The 23292-nt window shown below is 70.8% G+C and carries 18 protein-coding genes; 4 read left to right on the top strand and 14 right to left on the bottom strand.

Translation table 11 applies throughout. The features are described from left to right. The 6 genes from Q2K20_RS04690 to Q2K20_RS04665 all read right to left on the bottom strand — a co-directional run bounded on the left by Q2K20_RS04690 (window position 1) and on the right by Q2K20_RS04665 (window position 7934). Window positions 1-1650, bottom strand: coding sequence for an AMP-binding protein (locus Q2K20_RS04690; protein WP_067713232.1), 1650 nt, complete (start codon window positions 1648-1650; stop codon window positions 1-3). 67 nt (window positions 1651-1717) lie between these two features. Beyond that, on the bottom strand, window positions 1718-2584 hold the full coding sequence (locus Q2K20_RS04685; RefSeq protein ID WP_067713230.1) for an HpcH/HpaI aldolase/citrate lyase family protein: 867 nt from the start codon (window positions 2582-2584) through the stop codon (window positions 1718-1720). Then, window positions 2581-3096, bottom strand: coding sequence for a MaoC family dehydratase (locus Q2K20_RS04680; RefSeq protein WP_067713227.1), 516 nt, complete (start codon window positions 3094-3096; stop codon window positions 2581-2583). Before Q2K20_RS04680 ends, Q2K20_RS04685 begins: the two co-directional genes overlap by 4 nt. A 17-nt stretch (window positions 3097-3113) precedes the next feature. Beyond that, the gene (locus tag Q2K20_RS04675) at window positions 3114-4271 is read right to left on the bottom strand and encodes an acyl-CoA dehydrogenase family protein (RefSeq protein WP_067713224.1); all 1158 of its coding nucleotides are present in this window, start codon (window positions 4269-4271) and stop codon (window positions 3114-3116) included. Then, window positions 4264-6351, bottom strand: a complete 2088-nt coding sequence (locus Q2K20_RS04670) for an acetyl/propionyl/methylcrotonyl-CoA carboxylase subunit alpha (protein ID WP_067713222.1) — start codon at window positions 6349-6351, stop codon at window positions 4264-4266. The genes Q2K20_RS04675 and Q2K20_RS04670 overlap by 8 nt, the downstream gene beginning before the upstream one ends. A gap of 8 nt (window positions 6352-6359) precedes the next feature. Beyond that, window positions 6360-7934, bottom strand: coding sequence for a carboxyl transferase domain-containing protein (locus Q2K20_RS04665; protein WP_317176699.1), 1575 nt, complete (start codon window positions 7932-7934; stop codon window positions 6360-6362). A 355-nt stretch (window positions 7935-8289) separates the two neighbouring features. Between Q2K20_RS04665 and Q2K20_RS04660 the strand changes: the two genes are divergently transcribed. Then, on the top strand, window positions 8290-8580 hold the full coding sequence (locus Q2K20_RS04660; protein ID WP_067713210.1) for a DUF1540 domain-containing protein: 291 nt from the start codon (window positions 8290-8292) through the stop codon (window positions 8578-8580). A gap of 28 nt (window positions 8581-8608) precedes the next feature. On the opposite strand, the gene Q2K20_RS04655 is transcribed toward Q2K20_RS04660, so the two are convergent. Continuing rightward, window positions 8609-9286 (bottom strand): hypothetical protein, encoded by a 678-nt coding sequence (locus Q2K20_RS04655; protein ID WP_067717344.1) that lies wholly within the window; start codon window positions 9284-9286, stop codon window positions 8609-8611. Between the two features lie 142 nt (window positions 9287-9428). On the opposite strand from Q2K20_RS04655, the gene Q2K20_RS04650 reads away from it, so the two are divergent. After that, window positions 9429-10907: an amidase gene (locus Q2K20_RS04650; RefSeq protein WP_227022051.1), complete on the top strand. Its 1479-nt coding sequence runs from the start codon at window positions 9429-9431 to the stop codon at window positions 10905-10907. Between the two features lie 3 nt (window positions 10908-10910). On the opposite strand, the gene Q2K20_RS04645 is transcribed toward Q2K20_RS04650, so the two are convergent. Further along, window positions 10911-11378, bottom strand: a complete 468-nt coding sequence (locus Q2K20_RS04645) for an Lrp/AsnC family transcriptional regulator (protein WP_067717341.1) — start codon at window positions 11376-11378, stop codon at window positions 10911-10913. Between the two features lie 167 nt (window positions 11379-11545). On the opposite strand from Q2K20_RS04645, the gene Q2K20_RS04640 reads away from it, so the two are divergent. Continuing rightward, the gene (locus tag Q2K20_RS04640) at window positions 11546-15163 is read left to right on the top strand and encodes an indolepyruvate ferredoxin oxidoreductase family protein (RefSeq protein ID WP_317176698.1); all 3618 of its coding nucleotides are present in this window, start codon (window positions 11546-11548) and stop codon (window positions 15161-15163) included. Between the two features lie 23 nt (window positions 15164-15186). Here the strand turns inward: Q2K20_RS04640 and Q2K20_RS04635 are convergent, their stop codons facing one another. From Q2K20_RS04635 to sucC, 6 genes are all read right to left on the bottom strand, one after another. Continuing rightward, complete coding sequence (locus tag Q2K20_RS04635; RefSeq protein WP_096907087.1) at window positions 15187-15816, bottom strand: TetR/AcrR family transcriptional regulator; 630 nt, start codon at window positions 15814-15816, stop codon at window positions 15187-15189. Between the two features lie 26 nt (window positions 15817-15842). Beyond that, window positions 15843-17423 (bottom strand): bifunctional phosphoribosylaminoimidazolecarboxamide formyltransferase/IMP cyclohydrolase, encoded by a 1581-nt coding sequence (purH, locus tag Q2K20_RS04630; RefSeq protein WP_096907086.1) that lies wholly within the window; start codon window positions 17421-17423, stop codon window positions 15843-15845. Further along, entirely contained in the window at window positions 17420-18001 is a 582-nt protein-coding gene (gene purN, locus Q2K20_RS04625) for a phosphoribosylglycinamide formyltransferase (RefSeq protein WP_067717350.1), read from the bottom strand. Before purN ends, purH begins: the two co-directional genes overlap by 4 nt. A 148-nt stretch (window positions 18002-18149) precedes the next feature. Continuing rightward, a complete protein-coding gene (locus tag Q2K20_RS04620; RefSeq protein WP_317176697.1) occupies window positions 18150-19835 on the bottom strand; it encodes a DUF6350 family protein in 1686 nt (561 codons plus the stop codon). Window positions 19836-19962: 127 nt separating this feature from the next. After that, on the bottom strand, window positions 19963-20865 hold the full coding sequence (sucD, locus tag Q2K20_RS04615; RefSeq protein ID WP_067717326.1) for a succinate--CoA ligase subunit alpha: 903 nt from the start codon (window positions 20863-20865) through the stop codon (window positions 19963-19965). A gap of 22 nt (window positions 20866-20887) precedes the next feature. Next, a complete protein-coding gene (gene sucC / locus Q2K20_RS04610) occupies window positions 20888-22054 on the bottom strand; it encodes an ADP-forming succinate--CoA ligase subunit beta (protein ID WP_067717323.1) in 1167 nt (388 codons plus the stop codon). 318 nt (window positions 22055-22372) lie between these two features. Between sucC and Q2K20_RS04605 the strand changes: the two genes are divergently transcribed. Next, window positions 22373-23221, top strand: a complete 849-nt coding sequence (locus Q2K20_RS04605) for a M23 family metallopeptidase (protein WP_227022049.1) — start codon at window positions 22373-22375, stop codon at window positions 23219-23221. Window positions 23222-23292: the final 71 nt, after the last annotated feature.

Raw genomic sequence — 23292 nt, 5'->3', positions numbered from 1 at the left:
TCAGGCGATGCCGAGGATCTCGATCGCGCGCTTGCGCATGTCGACCTTGCGGACCTTGCCGGTGACGGTCATGGGGAACTCGTCGACCACGTGGACGTACTTCGGGATCTTGTGGCGGGCGAGCTTGCCGGTGGCGAACTCGCGGACCTCCTCGGCCGTGAGATCGTCGCGTCCCGGCTTGAGCCGGACCCAGGCCATGAGCTCCTCGCCGTACTTGGGGTCGGGCACGCCGATCACCTGGGCGTCGAGGATGTCCGGGTGGGTGTAGAGGAACTCCTCGACCTCCCGCGGGTAGATGTTCTCGCCACCGCGGATGACCATGTCCTTGATGCGGCCGGTGATGCGGACGTAACCGGCGTCGTCCATCTCCCCGATGTCGCCGGTGTGCATCCAGCCCTCGGGGTCGATCGCCTCGGCGGTCTTGTCCGGCTGGTCCCAGTAGCCCAGCATGACGCTGTAGCCCTTCGTGCAGAACTCGCCGGCCTCGCCGCGCGGCAGGGTGGCACCGGTCGACGGGTCGACGATCTTGATCTCGAGGTGCGGCCCGACCCGGCCGACCGTGGACACGCGCCGGTCCAGCGAATCGTCCCGACGGGTCTGGGTGGACACCGGCGAGGTCTCCGTCATGCCGTAGCAGATGGAGACCTCCTCCATGTTCATCCTGTCGATCACCTGACGCATGGTGGATTCGGGGCACGGCGAGCCGGCCATGATCCCGGTGCGCAGCGTGGACAGGTCGTAGGAGTCGAAATCCTCCAGCGCGAGCTCGGCGATGAACATCGTGGGCACGCCGTAGAGACTCGTGCACTTCTCCTGCTCCACCGCGCGCAGCGAGGCCGCGGGGTCGAACGCGGGCGCGGGGATGACCATGGCCGATCCGTGGCTGGTGCACGCGAGGTTGCCCATCACCATGCCGAAGCAGTGGTAGAAGGGCACCGGGATGCACACCCGGTCGACCTCCGTGTAGTTGACGAGCTCGCCGACGAAGTACCCGTTGTTGAGGATGTTCGAGTGCGAGAGCGTGGCGCCCTTGGGGAAGCCCGTGGTGCCGGAGGTGTACTGGATGTTGATCGGGTCGCCCGGCTGCAGTGCGGCGCGGATCGACGCCAGTTCCTCGGCGTGGGTGGGGCCCGAGACCAGCGACTCCCACTCCTCGTCGCCGAAGAGCACGACCAGTTCGAGGTCGGGGCAGTTCGGCTGGACCTGCGCGAGCATCCCGGTGTAGTCGGAATCCTTGAACTGGGGGGCGGCGACGACGGCCTTGATCCCCGCCTGCTTGAGCACGTACTCCAGCTCGTGGACCCGGTAGGACGGGTTGATGTTGACCAGTACGGCGCCGATCTCGGCGGTGGCGTACTGGACCATCACCCACTCCCACCGGTTGGGCGACCAGATGCCCACCCGGTCGCCCGCACGGATGCCGAGGCGGTGCAGTCCGGAGGCGAGGCGGCGGACGTCGGCGAGGAACTCGGCGTAGGTCCACCGCCGGTCGGCCTGCACGTCGACGAGCGCGTCGCGGTCGCCGAACCTCTCGACGGTCGCCGCGAGGTTCTCGGGGATCGTCTGGGTGAGCAGGGGGACGTCGGTCTCCCCGCGCGTGTGGGACCCGGCGGGGTCGAGGGGTGTGGAATCGAGATCGGTGGTGGTCATCTCGGTACTCCTTGGGGGTGGGGCCGGACGGCCCGCGACAGGGGGGCGCGACACGGGGATTGCGGTATCAGGTGGCGGCGGCCGCGGCGCGACGCATCGTCGCCTCGGCCTGACGGAAGACGGGACCGTCGACCATGCGACCGTCCAGCCGGAACACGCCCTGGTTGTGTTCCGCGGCGGCGAGGACCTTCCGGGCCCAGGCCACCTCGTCGTCATCGGGGGCGTAGGCCTCGCGGACCACCGCCACCTGGGACGGGTGGATACACGCGGTGGCCACGAACCCCAGCGCGACGGCGTCGAGCGCCTCGGCGCGCTGACCGGAGGAGTCGGCGATGTCCAGGTGCACGGAGTCGACCGCCCACCGACCGAACGCGGCCGCGGCGAGCGCGACCCGCGCCCGGGCGTGACGGGGCACGTCGCGGTACTCCCCCGCCTCGCGGGGGCCACCGGCCTCGGCGGAGGAGAACCGGCTGGTCGATCCGCCCATCGCGGCCAGGAGGTCCTCGGCGCCCCACATCATCCCGGCGCACCCGGGCGCGGCGGCGATCTCCTCCGCGCGGACGACCCCGAGCGGGGTCTCGACCAACGCCAGCACAGCGGCGCCGGTCGTCGAGTGCAGATCCGTGACCTGCGCGGCGGACTCGGTCTTGGCCAGCATCACGCAGCGGTAGTCCGTGTCGGCCAGGGCCTCGAGGTCGGCCACGTGGTCGTCGGTGCCGGTCGGGTTGACCCGCACGATCGTCCGGTCCGGATCGAGTGTCGAGGCCCGCAGCGCCTCACGGGCCGCGGGGCGGTCCGCCGGTGCGACGGCGTCCTCGAGGTCGACGATCACGACGTCCGCGCGGTCCGCCGCCTTGCCGTAGCGCTCCGGCCGGTCGGCCGGGCAGAACAACAGTGCCGGGCCGGGCGGGATCCAGGCGGGTGCGGGGGTCATGCCGTGGCCTCCCCGCCCGGGCCCGACTCCGTCGGCCGCTTGCGGACCAGCGTCTTGCGGACCGCCCTGGCCACGATGTCGCCGTGCTGGTTGCGGCCGATGTGCTCGAGGGTCACGATGCCCTCGCCCGGACGCGACTTCGACTCGCGCTTGTCGGTGCACACGGTCTCCGCGTACAGCGTGTCACCGTGCAGGACCGGCTTGGGGAAGCTGACCTCGGAGAAGCCGAGGTTCGCCACGATCGTGCCCTGGGTGAGCTGGGCGACCGACAGTCCCACGAGCGTCGAGAGCGTGTGCATCGAGTTCATGAGTCGCTCGCCGCCGAAGCCCGGCTGCTCGGCCGACCACGCCGCGTCCAGGTGCAGGGCCTGCGTGTTCATCGTCAGCGTGGTGAACAGGACGTTGTCCGTCTCGGTCATCGTGCGCCCGGGGCGGTGGAGGTAGGCGGTCCCCACCTCGTACTCCTCGAACCACAGGCCACGCTGGACGACCTCTCTGCGCTGCTCGGACATCGTTACAGCCTGATCACTCATAATCCGAGACCACGTGCGATGAGCATGAGCTGCACCTCGGTGGTGCCCTCGCCGATCTCGAGGATCTTGGAGTCGCGGTAGTGCCGCGCCACCGGGTACTCGTTCATGAAGCCGTAGCCACCGTGGATCTGGGTGGCGTCGCGGGCGTTGTCCATGGCCGCCTCGGAGGCGATCATCTTGGCGATGGCGGCCTCCTTCTTGAACTCCTTGCCGGCCAGCATGAGGCGCGCGGCCTCGTAGTAGGCGCAACGCGCCGTATGGGCACGGGCCTCCATGCGGGCGATCTTGAACGCGATGGCCTGGAACTCGCCGATCTTGCGGCCCATGGACTCGCGCTCACGGGCGTACTTCACGGACTCGTCGACGCACCCCTGCGCGGCACCGGTGGCTACGGCGGCGATCGCGATGCGTCCCTCGTCGAGGATCGACAGGAAGTTCGCGTACCCGCGCCCCTCCTCGCCGAGGAGGTTCTCCGCCGGCACCCGGGCGTCGGCGAAGGTCAGCGGGTGCGTGTCGGAGGAGTTCCACCCGACCTTGTCGTACGCGGGCTCCGCGGTGAATCCGGGGGTGTCGGCCGGGACAATGATCGTCGAGATGGCCTTCTTCACAGAACCGTCCGCGGCCCGCCGCTCTCCCGTCACCGCGGTCACGGTGACCAGCGAGGTGATGTCGGTGCCGGAGTTGGTGATGAACTGCTTGTTGCCGTTGACCACCCACTCGTCGCCGTCACGCTTCGCGGTGGTCTTGGTGGCGCCGGCGTCCGAGCCCGCACCGGGCTCGGTCAGGCCGAAGCCGGCGAGCGTGCGGCCGGCGGCCAGGTCCGGGAGCCACGTGGCGCGCTGCTCGTCGTTGCCGAAGTGGTAGATGGGCATGGCGCCCAGGCCCACGCCGGCCTCGAGGGTCATGGCGGTCGACTGGTCGACGCGGCCGAGCTCCTCCAGGGCGAGCGACAGCGCGAAGTAGTCGCCGCCCATCCCGCCGAACTCCTCGGGGAACGGCAGACCGAACAGGCCCATGTCGCCCATCTGGGCGACGACCTCGTAGGGGAAGGTGTGGTTGCGATCGTGCTCGGCCGAGGCCGGGGCGACCACCTTGTCGGCGAAGTCCGCGACCGTCGACTTGAGGTCGGCGTAGTGCTCTTCCAACTCAGGCATTGCCTTCTCCTTCGGATTCCTCGGTGGAGGGGTGGGGCTCGACGGTCGCGAGCAGGTGGTCGGCGGGCACCTGCTCGCCGGTGGTGACGTGCACGCGGACCACACCGTCGATCGGCGCGGGCAGTGCGTGTTCCATCTTCATGGCCTCGACGGCCAGGATGTTCTGTCCGGCGGTGACCTCGTCGCCGTCGGCGACGAAGCACGCGATCACCGAACCGGGCATGGGGCTGACGATCTGGCCGTCCGACATCCCGGCGTCGTGGATCCGGGAGTCGATGAGCGGGAGCATCCGCAGGTCCCAGGTCCCGCCGTCGCCGGCCACCCAGAAGGTGTCGGCGGCCTTGGGGTCCGCCGAGCGCACGACGGTCCAGCGCTGCTGGGTGCCGTCGACGGTCAGCCGGAGGGAGGCGCCGTCCCGGGCGACCCGCGCACGATGCCGGGAGGAGACCTCGGGCGCCTCGGTGGATCCGATCGTGGCGTCGGTGATGGTCACCTCGGCGTCGTCGGGGGTCCCCCGCAGTCCCACGGTGACCGCGTCGGACCCGGCGCCGGCGTCCAGGCGGGTCCACACCTCGGCGCGCCCGCCGATCCGCCACCCGTTGGGAACGTCCCACGGGCCGCGGCGTTGCGCGGGCACCCGGGCCCAGCGCTCCTCGGTGCGGTGCATGGCCACGGCGATCAGTCCGCCCTCGGGGGCGGGCGTCGCGGTGTAGTCGTCGACGGACCGGTCGAGCAGGCCCGTGTCCAGCTCGCCGGAGACGACCTCCGGCCGCGAGAGCAGGAACCGGCAGAAGTCGACGTTCGTGCGCAGACCCAGCACGTGGGTGCCGGCGAGCGCGGCGTCGAGCCGGGCCAGTGCCTCGGCGCGGTCGGCGCCGTGCGCGATGACCTTGCCGAGCATCGGGTCGTAGTCGCTGCCGACGACCGTGCCCACACGGAGGCCGGAGTCCACGCGGATGCCGTCGCCGGAGGGCTCCTCGAGCCCGACCACGGTGCCGCCGGTGGGCAGGAAGCCCTTGGCCGGGTCCTCGGCATAGACGCGGGCCTCGATCGCGTGGCCGGTGAGGGTGATGTCCTCCTGGCGCAGGGTGAGCTCCTGGCCCGCGGCGATGCGGACCTGCCAGTCGACCAGGTCGACACCGGTGACCATCTCGGTGACCGGGTGCTCGACCTGCAGGCGGGTGTTCATCTCCATGAAGAAGAACTCGTCCGGGGCGTGCGCGGAGACGATGAACTCCACCGTGCCCGCGCCCACGTACCCCACCGACCGGGCGGCGTCGCACGCCGCCTGACCGATGCGCTGACGGGTGACCTCGTCGAGCAGTGCGCTGGGCGCCTCCTCGATGACCTTCTGATGGCGGCGCTGCAGTGAGCACTCCCGCTCACCCAGGTGGATGACGTTGCCGTGGGTGTCGGCCAGGACCTGCACCTCGATGTGGCGCGGGGTGTCGACGAACCGCTCGAGGAACAGGGTGTCGTCGCCGAAGGCGCCTGCCGACTCCCGTCGCGAGGACTCCAGTGCCGCCGGCAGATCGGCGGGATCGGTGACGCGGCGCATCCCCTTGCCGCCACCACCGGCCGAGGGCTTGACGAGGACCGGGTAGCCGACCTCGGCGGCACCGGCGATCAGTTCGTCGTCGGTCAGTCCCGGACGCGAGATCCCGGGCACGGTGGGGACGTCACGTGCGGACACCGCCGCCTTGGCGGTGATCTTGTCGCCCATGGTCTCGATCGCCGAGGCCGGCGGTCCGACGAAGATCAGGCCGGCCTCGTCGAGTGCCCGCGCGAACCGCGAGTTCTCGGACAGGAAACCGTAACCCGGGTGCACGGCCTGCGCCCCGGTCTGGCGGCACGCGTCGATCACCTTGTCGATGTCGAGGTACGACTGCGAGGCCTGGGCCGGGCCGAGACGGACGGCGGCGTCGGCCACGCGCACGTGCAGCGCGTCGGCGTCCGCGTCGGAGTAGACGGCGACCGAGCGGATACCCGCTGCCCGCAGCGAGCGGATCACGCGGCACGCGATCTCCCCGCGGTTGGCCACCAGGACGGTGTGGAGTTTCTGTGACAGTTGTTCTGACATGGAGCTGCTCACATCCTGAAGACGCCGTTGTTGACCGGCTCGAGGGGGGCGTTGGCCGCGGCCGCCAGGGCCAGACCGAGGACAGTGCGGGTGTCTGCGGGGTCGATGATCCCGTCGTCCCACAGGCGGGCAGTGGAGTAGTACGCGGTGGACTGCTCCTCGAACTGCTCACGGATCGGCGCGGTGAACTCGGACTGCTGCTCGTCGGTCCACTCCCCGCCCGACTTGGTGACCTGGGCGGCACGGACCGACGCGAGGGTGTCGGCTGCCTGGGGCCCGCCCATCACGGCGATCTTGGCATTGGGCCACATCCAGAGGAACCGCGGCGAATAGGCACGGCCGCACATGGAGTAGTTGCCGGCACCGAAGGACCCGCCCACGACGATGGTGAACTTGGGGACCCGGGCGCACGCCACGGCGGTGACCATCTTGGCGCCGTTCTTGGCGATGCCGCCCGCCTCGTACTGCCGGCCCACCATGAAGCCGGTGATGTTCTGCAGGAAGACCAGCGGGATCTTGCGGCGGTCACACAGCTCGATGAAGTGGGCGCCCTTAAGCGCGGACTCGGAGAAGATGACGCCGTTGTTGCCGATGATGCCCACCGGGTGCCCGTGGATGTGGGCGAACGCGGTCACCATGGAGGTGCCGTAGTTCTCCTTGAACTCGGTGTACTCGCCGCCGTCGGCGATCGTGCCGATGATGTCGCGCACGTCGTAGGGCTGGCGCGAGTCGACCGGGACGAGGTCGTACAGGTCGGACTGCGCGCGGACGGGCTCGCGGGGCTCGAGCACCTCCCAGTCCGGCGCGGGCGCCGGCGGGCAGGTCGCCACGATCCGGCGGACCTTCATCAGCGCGTCATAGTCGTCGTCGGCAAGGTGGTCCACCACACCGGAGGTCTTGGCGTGCAGGTCGCCGCCACCGAGTTCCTCGGCCGTGACCTCCTCGCCCGTCGCGGCCTTCACCAGCGGCGGGCCGGCGAGGAAGATCGTGCCCTGGTTCCGGACGATCACGGCCTCGTCGCTCATCGCGGGGACGTACGCGCCACCGGCGGTGCACGAGCCCATGACCGCGGCGATCTGCGGGATGCCCTTGGCGGACATGTTCGCCTGGTTGTAGAAGATCCGGCCGAAGTGGTCGCGGTCGGGGAAGACCTCGTCCTGCTGCAGCAGCATCGCGCCGCCGGAGTCCACGAGGTAGATGCACGGCAGGTGGTTGGCCAGCGCCACCTCCTGACCGCGCAGGTGCTTCTTCACCGTCATCGGGTAGTAGGTGCCGCCGGAGACGGTCGCGTCGTTGGCGATGATCAGGCACTCGCGGCCCGACACCCGGCCGATCCCGGCGACGACGCCGGCGGCGGGGGCCTTGCCCCCGTACATCTCCTCCGCGGCGAGCGGCGAGAGCTCGAGGAACGGGCTGCCCGGGTCGAGCAGCACGTCCACGCGCTGGCGGGCGAGCAGCTTGCCGCGCTCGAGGTGGCGCGCACGGGCCTTCTCGCCGCCGCCCAGCGCGGCCCGCTCAAGGCGCTCGCGGAGGTCGGCGAGAAGTTCCTCGTGGGCCTGGCGATTGGTGGTCGCGGAAGTCATCGGTGCCGCTCCCTTTCAGTTAAGTCGGATTAACTGAAATCGACGATAGTGCTGCGCCTCACAAATGTCCAGACTGGATTCGGGATCACCCACCGGGACCCGGACCCGCGCTCCTCCACTCCGCGGACCCGACGACGCGCACGGCCGGCGACCCGACGGGGGACTACAACTCCCGGTCGTCGCGCAGCCGATCCGGCCGAGAACCCCGCGGGGGACGCCGACATTCCCGCCATCCGCGCAGGTAGACAGCCTAGGCTGGCCTGATTTAGCACAGCCTCAACTTGCTTGCAAGCCGGGGGGATCCGGTGTTGACTCTGGGGCACACCACGCCACCGTCATACGAGGAGCGATCATCATGGCCACACTCACCGGAATCAGCGCCTGCACCGTCACGGCGTGCTCGTTCAACAGCGAGCAGAGCTGCAACGCGGGCGCCATCACCGTCGCCGGAACCCCGGATCACGCCGAGTGCGGCACCTTCATCTCGCTGGACGTCCGCGGCGGCCTGCCCACCGCCAGCGCACACGTGGGCGCCTGCCAACGGGTGGAGTGCACCCACAACAAGGACCTGCTCTGCTCGGCGGATTCCGTCGAGATCGGTTCCGGCGCCGATACCGCCGACTGCCTCACCTACAGCCCGGCCTGATCGGCCCGGTCCGCGCTACCGCGGGAGGCTAGCTGGCGCGGGCCACGTACTGACCCATCTCGCGGACGACGTCGTTGACGCACTCCGCGCGGGTCAGGAACGGCAGGTGGATGACATCGGCGTGGGCACCGAGCGCCGTCAGCAGATGCAGGCCGTCGGGATCGACGCCCAGGACATACGGCGGCTGCGCCGGGTCTGCGGACCCGGCCAGCATGGCCAGGTCCGAGCCGAAGCGCGCCCGGATCTCGTCTGCGAGGCCCGGCGCCTCGCATGCCAGGGGATCCGACGGCACCGCGTCCAGGCAGCCCGCGTGGACGGTGCCCTCGTGCCCCAGCCGGCGGATGTCGAGGTCGCCGAGTTCGATCTCGATCTCGACCACCCAGCCCTCACCCTGCCGTGCCGCACGCGCCACGCCGAAGCCGTACAGGCTCGCGACGTGGACCTTGGCCTCGACGATCGGGGCGAACTCGTCGATCATGACGACCACCTCGACCGACTCTCCCGGCGCGACCATCAGTGCGGACCAGGGGGCCGGGGTCCCGGTGACGATGATCGCCCCCTCCCCGACCCAGCGATGGCCGGCGGAGACCATGACATCCGACCGGTTCTTGGTCCCGCGTACGGCGACCGTCGCGATGCCGGCTCCGTCGAGCAGACGGCGCGCGCCGGTGGTGATCGGATCCGACACGACCGGGTGCGCTGCCATCGATTGCCTCCAGAGACGGGCCCCGCCCGCCGATGCGTTAGGTGACCCTCGCCTTACTTAGGTACCCCTAAAGTGCCCGACGATGCGCAACCTGTCAAGAGGGCCACCGATTTTCACACCCCCTCGCCCTACAGTGGGGGGGGTGACCGACGCCACAACCGATGCCACAACCGATGACACCGCCCCTGCCCGGCCCCACCCCGACACCGCGCGGGTCCACGCCTTCCGTGACGACGCACTCGGGTACGACGACGCCACCGCCCTCGCCGAGCGGGTCCGCGGCGGCGAGGTGTCACCGACCGAGCTCGTCGAGGCCGCCATCGAACGATGCCAGCAGGTGGATCCGGCGCTCGGCGCCCTGGTCTTCACCGCCTTCGACAGGGCCCGCGAGCACGCACGCCGGACCGCGGACTCGCGCCTGTCCTCGCCGTTCGCCGGCGTGCCGTCGGCTTTCAAGGACGCGGTGCAGGTCGAGGGCGCCCCGATGCGGCTCGGCTCCCCCGCCGTTCCCGACTCCCCCGCCCTCCACGACGGCGACTACGCACGTGCGTTCCGCGCCACCGGCCTGATCCCGTTGGGCATCACCGCCATGCCCCCGTTCGGCTGGACCGCCGCAACCGAACGGCAGGGCGGCCTGGTGACCCGCAACCCGTGGAACACCGGCCGCACCAGTGGCGGCTCCTCGGGTGGTTCCGCGGCCCTCGTGGCCGCGGGGGCGTTGCCGATCGCGCACGCCAACGACGGCGGGGGGTCGATCCGGATACCCGCGGCGGTCACCGGGCTGGTCGGGTTCAAGCCGAGCCGGGGTAGGCACACCGACGAGAAGTTCTCCCGGGGCATGCCGATCCCCATCGTGTCGCAGTCGGTGGTCTCCCGGTCCGTCCGGGACACCGCCACGTTCCTCACCGCGTTCGAGGCGAGCCACCTCCCGGTCGGCGTCCCCCCGGTGGGCCCCGTCGCCCCCGCCCCGGCACGGCGCCTGCGCATCGGACTCGTGGAGCAGAGCCCGGCGGGCGGTGCGACCGATGCCGCGACCCTGGCGGTCCTCCGCGAGACCGCCGTGCGGCTGGCCGGACTGGGCCACGAGGTGGTGCCGACCGAGGCTCCCGTCCCGACGGGGTTCCGGGACGACTTCATCGCTTACTGGGGGCTGCTCGCGCTGAGCACGTCATCGTCCGGGCGCAGGCTCTTCGACCCCGATTTCGACCCGGCCGAACTCGACCCCTTCACGATCGGGCTCGCGCGGATGGCCCGACGGAACATCGCCTCGCTTCCCCTGCACCTACTGCGGTTGGCGAGGACCCGGCGGCAGTTCGACGCGAGGTTCGGCGACCTCGACGTGTACATCAACCCGGTGGTCGCCCACGAGACCCCGGAGGTCGGGTACCTGGACGCGGACCTGCCGTTCGAGACCCACCTGGAGCGGGTCTCCAACTGGGTCACCTTCACCCCGCTGCAGAACATCGCGGGGTCGCCGGCCGTCTCGCTGCCCACCGGTCACGCGCCGGACGGGATGCCCGTCGGCGTGCACTTCTCCGCCCGCAGGGGGCAGGACCGGCTCTTGCTGGAGCTGGCCTCGGAGTACGAGGCCGCCCATCCGTTCGCCCGGATCTGGGAGTGAGGCTCACTCCCCCAGCAGCTGGGTGACGCGCGGCCCGACCCGCTGACGCAGGATCACCTCGGTGCGGGTGCGCAGGACGCCGGGCGTGGAGATGATGGCGCTGAACACCTCCTCGAGGTGGGCGTGGTCCCGCGCGACGACCCGGCAGACGACGTCGAACTCGCCGGCGATGCTCACCACCTCGAGCACCTCGCGCACCTGCGCCAGCCCCGCACACGTCTCGTCGAGCCTGGCCTGCGCCACCTGGATGTGCACGAGCGCGCCCAGCGGGTACCCGAGGGCGGCGGGGTCGAGCCTCGGCGCCCACGAGGCGAGCACACCGCGCGCCTCCAACTTGTCGAGCCGGGCCTGGGCGGTGCCCCTGGCCACCCCGAGTCGTCGCGAGAACTCGCGGACCCCGACGCGCGGGTCGGACAGGACGATGTCAAGGAGCCGCCGGTCGGTGTCGTCCAGGTTGGGTGAAGGGTCCATGTGTCCACGGTATACGACGACGAGGTGGACAGATGGTCCAGTCATGACGCACACACGGGACCCCGAATGTGCAGACTGTTCGATCTCGGACTGGCCGCGTGACGCGCCTCACAGTTCGTCCTAGCCTGGGGGGACATCGTTCGTCTCGCGAAGGCCAGGTGTTGATCATGACCTCTCTCCTCCACCCCACGGACGGCACGCATGACGACCTGCCGCGGACCGGGCAAGCGGACGCCGGATCGTTCTCCCTCTCCGATCGCTACACGCGCGAGAGCGGCACGGTCTTCCTCTCCGGGATCCAGGCACTGGTCCGGACGGTCCGCGACCGGGCACGGCTCGACCGCAGGCAGAATCTGCTCACCGCGAGCCTGGTCAGCGGTTACGAGGGATCGCCGCTCGCGGGGTACGACCTCGAACTGGCCAGGCGTCGCGAGTTCCTCGGGCCGTTCGACATCGTGCACCGCCCCGCCCTCAACGAGGAGGCGGGCGCCACGGCGGTGATGGGGTCCCAGCTCGCCCGGCGCACGGGCACCCTGCGCGCCACCGCCAACACCGGCGGTGCCGCCCTCCAGGGGGTCGTGGGGTACTGGTACGGCAAGGCGCCCGGCCTGGACCGTGCCACCGACGCGTTGCGGCACGCCAACCTGATAGGCACCGATCCGAACGGCGGCGCGGTGGTGCTGGTCGGCGACGATCCGGGCGCCAAGTCCTCCACCGTGCCGTGCGCGTCCGAGTTGGCACTCGCGGACCTGTACATGCCGACGCTCTACCCCGCGGACCCGCAGGACGTCCTGGACTTCGGCGTCCACGCCGCGATCCTGTCCCGGGTCTCCGGCCTGTGGTCCGCGATGAAGATCTCGGCGCACGTCGCGGACGCCTCGGCGACCGCCCTCGTCGATCCCGACCGGATCCTGCCCGTGTACGGCGACCTCGGGACGAGCCCGCACGTGCCGTCCGGTCGGCTCCTGGGGGCCAGCCTCATGGAGCTCGAGCAGAACCAGCTCACCATCCGCCTTCCCCGCGCGCTGGAGTACGCCCGCCTCAACCGTCTCAACCGGATCGTGCAGTCGACCCCGGACGACCGGATCGGCGTCGTCGCGGCCGGGAAGACCTACCTGGACGTCCGTGAGTCACTGCGCCGCCTCGGGATCGGCGACGACGAGCTGGGCCGCCGCGGGATCCGCATCCTCAAACTGGGCATGATCTACCCCGTGGAGCGCACGATCCTCGACGAGTTCATGTCCGGTCTCGACGAGGTGATCGTGGTGGAGGAGAAGCGCGACTTCATCGAGACCATGATCCGGGACATCCAGTTCCGCAAGCCCGGGGTGGCGAACGTGGTCGGCAAGGCGCACGAGGACGGGTCCACCCTGTTCAGCCGGTTCGGCGAGCTCGACGTCGATTCCGTCACCCGCGGCCTGGCGCAGCGTCTCGGCCCGGTCCACGGAATCGAATCGGCTCGGGCCTGGCTCGACGGCCCGGGACGCGGACGCTCCCGGATCGCGCTGCCGCTCGCCACGAGCCGCACCCCGTACTTCTGCTCGGGGTGCCCCCACAACAGCTCGACCAAGGTCGCCGACGGCACGCTCGTCGGCGGGGGCATCGGCTGTCACGCGATGGTGCTCATGATGGACGAGGAACAGGTCGGCCACGTCACCGGAGTCACCCAGATGGGCGGCGAGGGGATCCAGTGGACCGGGATGGCGCCGTTCCTCACCGAGCGGCACATGGTGCAGAACGTCGGCGACGGCACCTTCATGCACTCGGCCTCCCTGGCACTCCGGGCCGCCGTGGCCTCCGGCGACAACATCACCTACAAGCTCCTCTACAACGGGACGGTGGCGATGACCGGCGGTCAGGACCCCGTCGGCGAGATGACCCTGCCCGAGATCCTCCGGCTCCTGCAGGCCGAGAAGGTCGCGAGGATCGTCGTCACCACCGACGACGTCAGGGCGACCCGGTCCCGAGGCCTGCCGAGGGGAGTGGAGGTCCGCGACCGGGTGGACACCCTCGAGGTGCAGCGGGAACTCGCGGCCGTCCCGGGGGTCACGGTTCTCGTGCACGACCAGTACTGCGCGGCCGAGAAGCGCCGCCACCGCAAGCGTGGCACCTATCCCACGCCGGACGAGCGGGTGGTGATCAACGAGCGCATCTGCGAGGGATGCGGGAACTGCGGCCGGAAGTCCAACTGCCTGTCGGTCCATCCGGTGGAGACCGAGTTCGGTCGGAAGACGCAGATCGACCAGTCCACCTGCAACTTCGACTTCTCGTGCCTGGAGGGTGACTGCCCCGCGTTCGTCACCGTCGTCCCCGGTGAGAAGTCCCGGCGGGTGACGTCCGCGCCTGCCCTGGCGGCCGACGCGATCCCGGAACCGGCCCGCGCCGGGGTCGCGCCCGACCGCGGTTTCTCCCTGCGGCTGACCGGGATCGGCGGCACCGGCATCGTCACCGTCTCGGCGATCCTCGCCACCGCGGCCGTCCTCGACGGCCACTCGGCGCGCACCCTGGACATGACCGGGCTCGCCCAGAAGGGCGGCGCGGTGGTCTCCGACGTCCGCGTGACCCGCACGCCGACCGAACAGCCCCCGAAGATCGGGGCCGGCGACTGCGACCTCTACCTGTGCTGTGACGGCCTGGTCGGCGCGGACAGCACCCACCTGAAGGTGGCCGCTCCCGATCGCACCACGGCGGTGGTGTCCACCACTCAGATACCCACCGGGAAGATGGTGATCGACACCTCCGAGCACTACCCGACCACCTCGGACATCCAGGCGATCATCGACCCGACCACCTCGCGCGGGCTGTACCTCGACCCGGGGGCGCTCACCGAGCAGCTCTTCGGGTCCACCCAGACCGCCAACATGCTCATGGTCGGGGCGGCGTACCAGAGCGGGGCCCTGCCGATCTCGGCGCAGTCGATCGAGCGGGCGATCGAGCTCAACGGGGTGGCCGTCGACGCTAACCTGCAGGCCTTCCGTCGCGGCCGGCAGGCGGTCGCCGAGCCGAACGCCCTGGCGGCGTTGGCGGCCGGGTTGCACCGCCCGGCCGGAACGGCCACGGCGGGCCGGCACGTGCCCTCCCCCGCGGCGGAGCGATTGCTGACCCACCTCGACGCCGACGCCTCCGACGAGCTCCGCGACGTGGTCGCGCTCCGGGTCGACGAACTGATCGGCTACCAGGACGAGGCGTACGCGGCCGACTACGTCCGGCGCGTAGAGGAGGTCCGCGCCGCCGGGTCCCTCGAGGACGGCGACCCGGCCGGGCCGACCTCCGAGCAGCTCAGCCTCGCCGTGGCCCGCAACCTGTTCAAGGTGATGGCCTACAAGGACGAGTACGAGGTCGCCCGCCTGGCCGTGGATCCACAGTTCGCGACGCAGGTCGACGAGGACTGGGGCGAAGGGGCGGTGGCCAGACTGAAGTTGCATCCCCCGGTGCTGCGCGCGATGGGAATGAAGAAGAAGATCTCGATCGGCCCGCGGGCCATGCCGACGATGAAGGCGTTGGCCCGGATGAAGCGACTGCGCGGCACGCGGATGGACCTCTTCGGCTACGCGGAGGTCCGCCGCGTCGAGCGTGAGCTGCTGGCCGGGTACCGGGATCTCGTCGCCGACCTGGCCTCGGAGTTGCGGCGCGCGGGCCCGGTGGGCAAGGACGCCACCTGGCGGGCGACCGCGGTGGCGCTCGCGGAGCTGCCGGATATGGTCCGCGGCTACGAGCACGTCAAGCTCGCGAACGTCGAGCGCTACCGGGAGGAGATGGCCCGCCTCCGGTCCGCCCTCACCTGATCGGCACACACCCGGGCAGGCGCTCAGGACCGCAGCGCCGCCGAGGCCATCGCCGTGAGCACGCGCCGAAGGTCGGCCTCGGCCATGGCCGGCAGCCGGGGGCTCGAGTTGAGGAGCCCGAACACCGCGTGGACGTGGGCCCGCGCCTCGATCGACGAGAGCTCGGGACGCACCCGCACCAGGGCGTCCACCCACAACTGCGCGTACTCCCGCTGCAGGGTGCGCACCTCGTGCCGGGGAGCGGCCGGCAGGGAACCGAGGTCACGGAACTGCACGCTGATGAGATCGGGCTCCGTGGCGACGAAGTCCACGTGCACCCCGAGCAGGGCATCGAGCACGTCCGCCGGCTCGCCGGCCCGCTCGACCGCCGCCCGCCCGCCGTCTCGCAGGCGCCGGGAGATGTCGAGCAGCATCTCGGCCAGTACGTCCTCCTTGGAGGTGAAGTACCGGTACATTCCCGGCCCGGAGATCCCGACCTCGGCACCGATGTCGTCCAGCCGCACGGCGTGGAATCCGCGCCGGGCCATGAGGCGGGCGGCGGCCACGAGGATCTCGTCGCGGCGCCGGGCCTTGGCCCGGGCGCGCGGGGTCAGCGGGGCCGCGGCGTCCTGCCGCTCGCCCACGCCGCTGCCCCCGGCCCCGGTCTCCGTCATCTCAGTGCCATCTCGGAAGCGCCGTCTCAGTGGAAGAAGTGCCGGGCGCCGGTGAAGTACATGGTGATCCCCGCCTTCTCCGCGGCCTCGATCACCTCGGCGTCCCGCACGGACCCGCCGGGCTGGACCACGGCGCGCACGCCGGCCTCGGCGAGCACCTCGAGACCGTCCGCGAAGGGGAAGAACGCGTCCGACGCGGCGACCGACCCGGTGACCCGCTCCCCCGCGCGCTGCACGGCGAGCCGGGCGGAGTCGACGCGGTTGACCTGGCCCATGCCCACGCCCACGGTGGCCCCGGACTGCGCGAGCAGGATGGCGTTGGACTTGACCGCGCGGCACGCGCGCCACGCGAACAGCAGGTCGCGCAGGGTCTGCTCGTCGGCGTCGTCGCCGCACGCCTTGGTCCAGCCGGCGACCACGTCGCCGTCCGCGTCGAGCGAGTCACGTTGCTGGACCAGCACGCCGCCGGAGATCTGCTTGCGCTCGAACTCGCCCTCGGCGGGCGCCTGCGCGGAGAGGATGCGGATGTTCTTCTTGCGCTGCAGGATCTCCACGGCACCGTCCGCGTAGGACGGGGCGATGATCACCTCGGTGAAGATCTCGGCGACCTGCTCCGCCATCTCCACGGTGACCTCACGGTTGGCCGCGATCACACCACCGAACGCGCTGACGGGGTCGCACTCGTGCGCGGCGCGGTGGGCGGCCGCGATGTCGGCGTCGATCGCGATCCCGCACGGGTTGGCGTGCTTGATGATCGCCACGCACGGCTCGGCGTGATCGAAAGCGGAGCGCCACGCCGCGTCGCCGTCGACGTAGTTGTTGTAGCTCATCTCCTTGCCGTGCACCTGGGTGGCCTGGGCGAGGCCGGGCGCGGCGGCAGCGTCCGTGTAGAGGGCGGCGCTCTGGTGCGGGTTCTCGCCGTAGCGCAGGGTGGCGGCGAGGTCGAGGCTCTGCCCCTGCCAGACCGGGAACTCGCCGGAGCCGCCCGCTGCCCCGTCGCCCGCGCCGTCCGCGGTCTGTGCGGTCATCCACGTGGCCACGGCGACGTCGTAGGCCCCGGTGTGGCGGAACGCGGCGGCGGCCAGGCTGCGGCGCTTCTCGAGGGTGAAGCCACCGGCCGCGACGGCCTCGAGCGCCTCGCCGTATCCGGCGGGGTCGACGAGCACAGCCACCGACGGGTGGTTCTTCGCGGCCGCGCGGACCATCGACGGTCCGCCGATGTCGATCTGCTCGACGCAGGCGTCGTAATCGGCGCCGGAGGCGACGGTGTCGGTGAAGGGATAGAGGTTGACGACGACGAGCTCGAACGGCTGCACACCGAGGTCGGCGATCTGCTCGAGGTGCTCGGGCTTGCGGGTGTCGGCGAGGATGCCGGCGTGAACCCGCGGGTGCAGGGTCTTGACGCGGCCTTCGAGGCATTCCGGGAACCCGGTCAGCGCGTCGACGGGCGTCACGGCGACCCCGGCGTCGGCGATACGCTGCGCGGTCGAGCCGGTGGAGACGATCTCGACCCCGGCGTCGGCGAGCCCCCGGGCGAGCTCGGTGAGCCCGGTCTTGTCGTAGACGCTGATGAGTGCGCGGCGGACGGGCCTGCGGGAATCGGTCACGTTAGGTGCACCTTTCGACCTTCGATGTGGAGTCGGCCACGGGCGGCGGCCGCGAGGACGTCGACGAGCATCTCGCGCTCGACGACTTTGATGCGTTCATGGAGGGTGGCCTCGGTGTCGTCCGGGTGGACGTCGACGGCACGCTGGGCGATCACGGGTCCGGTGTCGACGCCGGCGTCGACCAGGTGGACGGTGCTGCCGGTGACGGTCACCCCGTAGGCGAGCGCGTCGCGCACCGCATGGGCGCCGGGGAACGACGGCAGCAACGCCGGGTGGGTGTTGAGCACGCGACCGTCGAACCGTCCGAGGAACGCGGCGCCGAGGATGCGCATGAAGCCCGCCGAGACCACCCAGTCGGGATCGAACCCGCTCACCACGTCGGCGAGGGCGCGGTCCCAGTCGGCGCGGTCGGCGTGGTCGCCGGGCCGGACGACGGCCGTCGGGAGGTCGGCGCGGCCGGCCCTGGCGACGGCCTCGCAGTCGCGGTCGGAGACCAGCGCGACGATGCGGTACGGGCAGCCGGGGGCGTCGGCGGCGTCGAGCACGCTCTGCGCGAGGGTCCCGGAACCGGACGCCATCAGGACAACGCGGCGGGCACCGGCAGGGTCGGCATCAGGGGAGCCGGCGCTAGGTGGAGAGGCGCTGGGGGTCTCGCTACCGACCACGTCCGGCTCTCCTACCCGTCGATCCTCAGACCCACCGGGAGCGCGGGCCACGGCTGGGAGTCTAGTCGGCCGCCCCTCTGCCCTCGGCAGGCAGACCGGTCGGGTCGTCGGAGTCGGACTGTGCATCGCCGGGTTCGGCATCGTCGGCCACCGCGTCCCCACGCCGGGTGTCCTCGGACTCGCCCTCGTCGACCCGGACCTCCTCGGACTGATCCTCGGCGGGCTGACCCTCCGCGGGCTGCTCCTCCGCCGGCCGTGGGTCCTCGACCACCGCCGGTGATGGCGGACCCCCGGCAACCGTGGCGTCCTCGTCGGCAGCCGGGTCGAGGTCTGGCTGCGCGTCCACCTCGGCTTCCGCGGCGGTGTCGGAAGCGGCGACCTCGTCGTCGACCCCGGCGCTGTCGACCACGGCGTCCTCGACACCAGCGTCCTCGACACCGGACGTGCTGGCCTCGCCGACCTCGCCCACCCCGCTCCCGGTCGGGTCCTCGACCGGATACTCCGCCGGGTCCTCGACCGGGTCCTCGACCACCCGGGCGGTCCCGGCGCGGCGACGACGCCGCTCGAGTTCGCTCTCGGCCCGCTCGCGGCGCCGAGTCAGGCCCGCCAACGACAAGGCGATCGTCGCCGACCCGATGATGCCGAACAGCACCAGGGCCATCGACGCCGCGATGAGCGAGCCCGTCCCGACCATGCCCAGCATCCCCAGCCGACCGCCCGCGATGACCGGGCTCACCGCGATCACCAGGGCCACGATCCCGGCGGCCAACCACGTCGCCTTGACGGCGTCGCCCGTCGTGCGGAACCAGTGCGCGACCGACCTCGCGAGCCCGGCCACCACGAACACCGTCACGAGCAACAGGCCCTGCACGGCCCAGTGCGGGTTGGTGGTGGGCAGGACGGCCGCCAACGGCACCTCCGGCATCGGCCCTCGGGACACCGCGAACACGCTGTAGGAGGCCTCGCCCAGGTGCGCCTCCCCGCCCACCATGAGCGCGGCCCCGGTCATCACCACATTGGGCAGGTACGCCACCGAGATGCCCGCGAGCGCGGCCGCGCCCACGACGCCCTTGCCGATCTCCAGGACCGACCCCACCGGCTCCCACGCCATCACCAGTCCGACCAGCACCAGCAGTGTCGCGACGGCCCACGTCGCGGCGACGAACGCGGCGCCCAGGTGGATCCCCCCACGCACCCACAGCGGCAGTATCTCGCGCAGGTCGCGACGGAAGTACAGCCACACCCCCAGCCCCGAACCCACGATCCCCACACCCGCGGTCCACAGCAACGCCGTCGGCAGGGCCGACTCGCGCACCGCGAAATCCGAGGCGGCCGACCCGACCAGCAGCGTCGCCAGCCCGGTCAGCAACAGCCCCGCCAGCGTCACACCGGCCATCGCCGCCCCCGCCTCGCGCGGGCCCGGCTGCTCGACGTCCGCCAGCACCGCACGGGTCTGCCGGGCCAGGACCGCCACATAGATCAGCGCGGGCAACAACGGCAGGAACCCCAGCTCGACCCGGTCCACGGTCAGCGGCACCCGGTTGACCACCAGCCACTCCACCGCGACCACCGCGAACAGCGAGTCGAATCCGTCGGCGGTGAACAGCAGAACCGCCAGGGTGAGCGCCGCCAGCACCAGTACGGAGACGATGACGGGCAGCGCCGCGGCGGCCGCCGTCCACAACAACGAGCGGGCACCCGCGGGCGACCGTCTCGCAGCGGGCCGGATGACGCGTGGGGGACTCACTCTGACAACCGTAGATACCCGCCGGCGCGGGGCACCCCCGGCACGCCGCGACCCCCGCCATCCGGGGATGACGGGGGTCGCTGGGGCCTGCTCACTCGCGGTGGCCGGGAGGGCCACCGCGGGCGGATCACATGGCGTCGAGAAGATCCTTGGCCAGCTGCGCGGTCTCGGACGGCGTCTTGCCGACCTTGACGCCCGCGGCCTCCAGGGCCTCCTTCTTGGCCTGCGCGGTACCCGCGGAGCCGGAGACGATGGCGCCGGCATGGCCCATCGTCTTGCCCTCGGGGGCGGTGAAGCCGGCCACGTAGCCGACGACCGGCTTGGTGACGTTGGCCTTGATGTAATCGGCCGCACGCTCCTCGGCGTCGCCGCCGATCTCGCCGATCATGACGATGACCTTGGTCTCCGGGTCGTTCTCGAAGGCCTCGATGCAGTCGATGTGCGTGGTGCCGACGATCGGGTCGCCACCGATGCCGATGGCGGTCGAGAAACCGTAGTCGGCCAGCTCGTACATCATCTGGTAGGTCAGGGTGCCCGACTTGGACACCAGACCGACCGGCCCCTTGCCCGCGATGTTGGCCGGGGTGATACCGACCAGCGACTCGCCCGGCGTGATGATGCCCGGGCAGTTGGGGCCGATGATGCGGGTCTTGCCGCCCTTGGCGACGTTGTAGTTCCACGCGGTGGCGGTGTCCAGCACCGGGGCGCCCTCGGTGATGACCACGGCGAGCCCGATCTCCGCGTCCACGGCCTCAATGATCGCGTCCTTGGTGAACGGCGGCGGGACGAACAGAATCGTCGTGTCGGCGCCGGTGGCCTCCATGGCCTCCTTCACGGAACCGAACACGGGCAGCTCGACGTCGTTACCGTCGGCGTCCTTGTGGGACACCGTCGTGCCGGCCTTGCGGGCGTTGACGCCGCCGACGATCTGGGTACCGGCCGCGAGCATGCGGGCGGTGTGCTTGCTGCCCTCGCCGCCGGTGATGCCCTGGACGATGACCTTGTTGTCCTTGTTGAGGAAAATCGACATGTGTGTAAGGTCCTTTAGCTTCTTACTTGGCGGCCAGCTCGGCGGCCTTGTCGGCGCCGGAGTCCATGTTGTCGGCCAGGGTCACGAGCGGGTGGTTCGCCTCGGCGAGGATCTTGCGACCCTCCTCGACGTTGTTGCCGTCGAGCCGGACCACGAGGGGCTTGTTGGCCTCGTCGCCCAGGATCTCCAGGGCCTTGACGATGCCGTTCGCGACCGCGTCACACGCGGTGATGCCGCCGAAGACGTTGACGAACACGCTCTTGACCTGCTCGTCATTGAGGATGACGTCGAGACCGTTGGCCATGACCTCGGCAGAGGCACCGCCGCCGATGTCGAGGAAGTTGGCGGGCTTGACGCCGCCGTGGTTCTCGCCCGCGTAGGCGACGACGTCGAGGGTCGACATGACCAGACCGGCGCCGTTGCCGATGATGCCGACCTGTCCGTCCAGCTTGACGTAGTTGAGGTCGTTCTCCGCGGCCTTCTGCTCGAGCGGATCCGTGGTGCCCGCGTCGGCGAAGTCGGCGAAGGTCTCCTTGTGACGGAACTCGGCGTTCTCGTCCAGGGTGACCTTGCCGTCGAGCGCGAGGATCTCGTCATTCGGCGTACGGACGAGCGGGTTCACCTCGACCAGCGTGGCGTCCTCCTTGATGAAGACGTCGTACAGCTTGGCGATGGTCACCGCAGCGGCGTCCAGCACCTCCTCCGGCAGGTGGCCGGCCTTCGCGATCTCGCGGGCCTTGGCCTCGTCGACACCGACCGTGGGGTCGATGTTGATCCGGGCGAGGCGGTCCGGGGACTCCTCGGCGACCTGCTCGATCTCGACGCCGCCCTCGACCGAGCACATGGCCAGGTAATTGCGGTTCGACCGATCGACCAGGAAGGAGATGTAGTACTCCTCCGCGATGTCGCTGGCCTCGGCGACCAGCAGGTTCTTGACGATGTGGCCCTTGATGTCCAGGCCCAGGATGTCCTCGGCCCGGGCGCGGGCCTCCTTGGCATCCTCCGCCAGCTTCACGCCGCCGGCCTTGCCACGGCCTCCGACCTTGACCTGCGCCTTGACGACGACAGGCTTGCCGATCTCGGCCGCAACCTTCTCGGCCTCTTCCGCGGTGTCCGCGACGCGCCCCGGGGTGGTGGGCACGTCATGCTTCGCGAAAAGAGCCTTTGCCTGGTATTCAAAGAGATCCATCAGCTCACCATCTTGACGTGGGTAGATTCGCCCGGCCCTGTCGAAAGCCGAGTCCTGCCTCATCCTAGGCGCGTGGTGTGTCCCCCGTCGCACACTGGGGGTAGCTGTGTGTAGTGGATCACACCGGACGGCAGTCCGAACCGTCACACCCCACACATGCGCACCCCGGAGCCCCTCGGGCACCACGAGTCGCACCGGTGTGACGCACCCCTCCCCCACGCGCCGCCGACAACCTTGCGGCACCGTTGCCGATCCGTTACGTTGGACGACGTTCATCACGAAAAGATCACGGCGCGAACGCAGAGGGGAAACGACACGGTGCAGAAGTCGCAATTCGAGGAAGCCGCGACTCCCGTCGTCATCCCCCCTGTCGGTGCGCACCGGGTCGGCCGTCACCGGATGCCCGCGCCGCCGCACGCACTGCGCGGTCGCGCAGCCGTCCTGGCCGTCGCGGCCGGCGCCGCGGTGACCGCGGCTTCGGCCGGCTCCGCCATGAGCGACACGAGCACCCACTCGGCCGAGGCCGGGGACATCGCCCTGCTCGCCAACGGGGAGCCCGCCCCCGCCACCTCCGCGCCCGGTGCACCGTCGACCTCGGCGCCGGCGACGCCCTCGGCCCCGGCGCCGGTCGTCCTGCCGGCCGCTGCCGACGGCTCGTCCACCGATGACATCAGCTCGACGATGCTGTACGCGGGCACCGAGATCAACGCCCAGCGCGAGATCGCCGAGGAGCAGGCGCGACGGCCGAAGGTCGTCATCCCCGCGATCGGCGCGTTCACCTCCCCCTACGCGATGCGGTGGGGCGTGATGCACTCGGGCATCGACATCGCCAACGTCAACGGCACGCCCATCCTGGCTGCCACGGACGGCGTCGTGGTCGACGCGGGCCCCGCCCAGGGCTACGGCAACTGGGTTCGGATCATGTCCGACGACGGCACCATGACGGTCTACGGCCACATGGAGACCGTCGACGTCCAGAAGGGCCAGCGCGTCTACGCCGGTCAGAAGATCGCCGGTATGGGCAACCTCGGTTTCTCGACCGGCACCCACCTGCACTTCGAGGTGCTCGTCAACGACGGCCAGCAGCACGTCGATCCCGTCATCTGGCTGGCCGAGCACGGTCTCGACGTGCTCGCGGGCAGCGTCGCCTCCGCCTTCGGTAGCTGACAGTTCGACCTGTTCCGGCCGGGCCCACTCGATAGTTCGAGAGGCCCGGCCCCGGCGGCGCCATGACGCCT

Source organism: Dietzia sp. IN118 (assembly GCF_032905965.1).
GTDB classification, from domain to species: domain Bacteria; phylum Actinomycetota; class Actinomycetes; order Mycobacteriales; family Mycobacteriaceae; genus Dietzia; species Dietzia kunjamensis.
The sequence above is the reverse complement of the archived record's forward strand: the minus strand, read 5'-3'. Positions and strand labels throughout refer to the sequence as shown.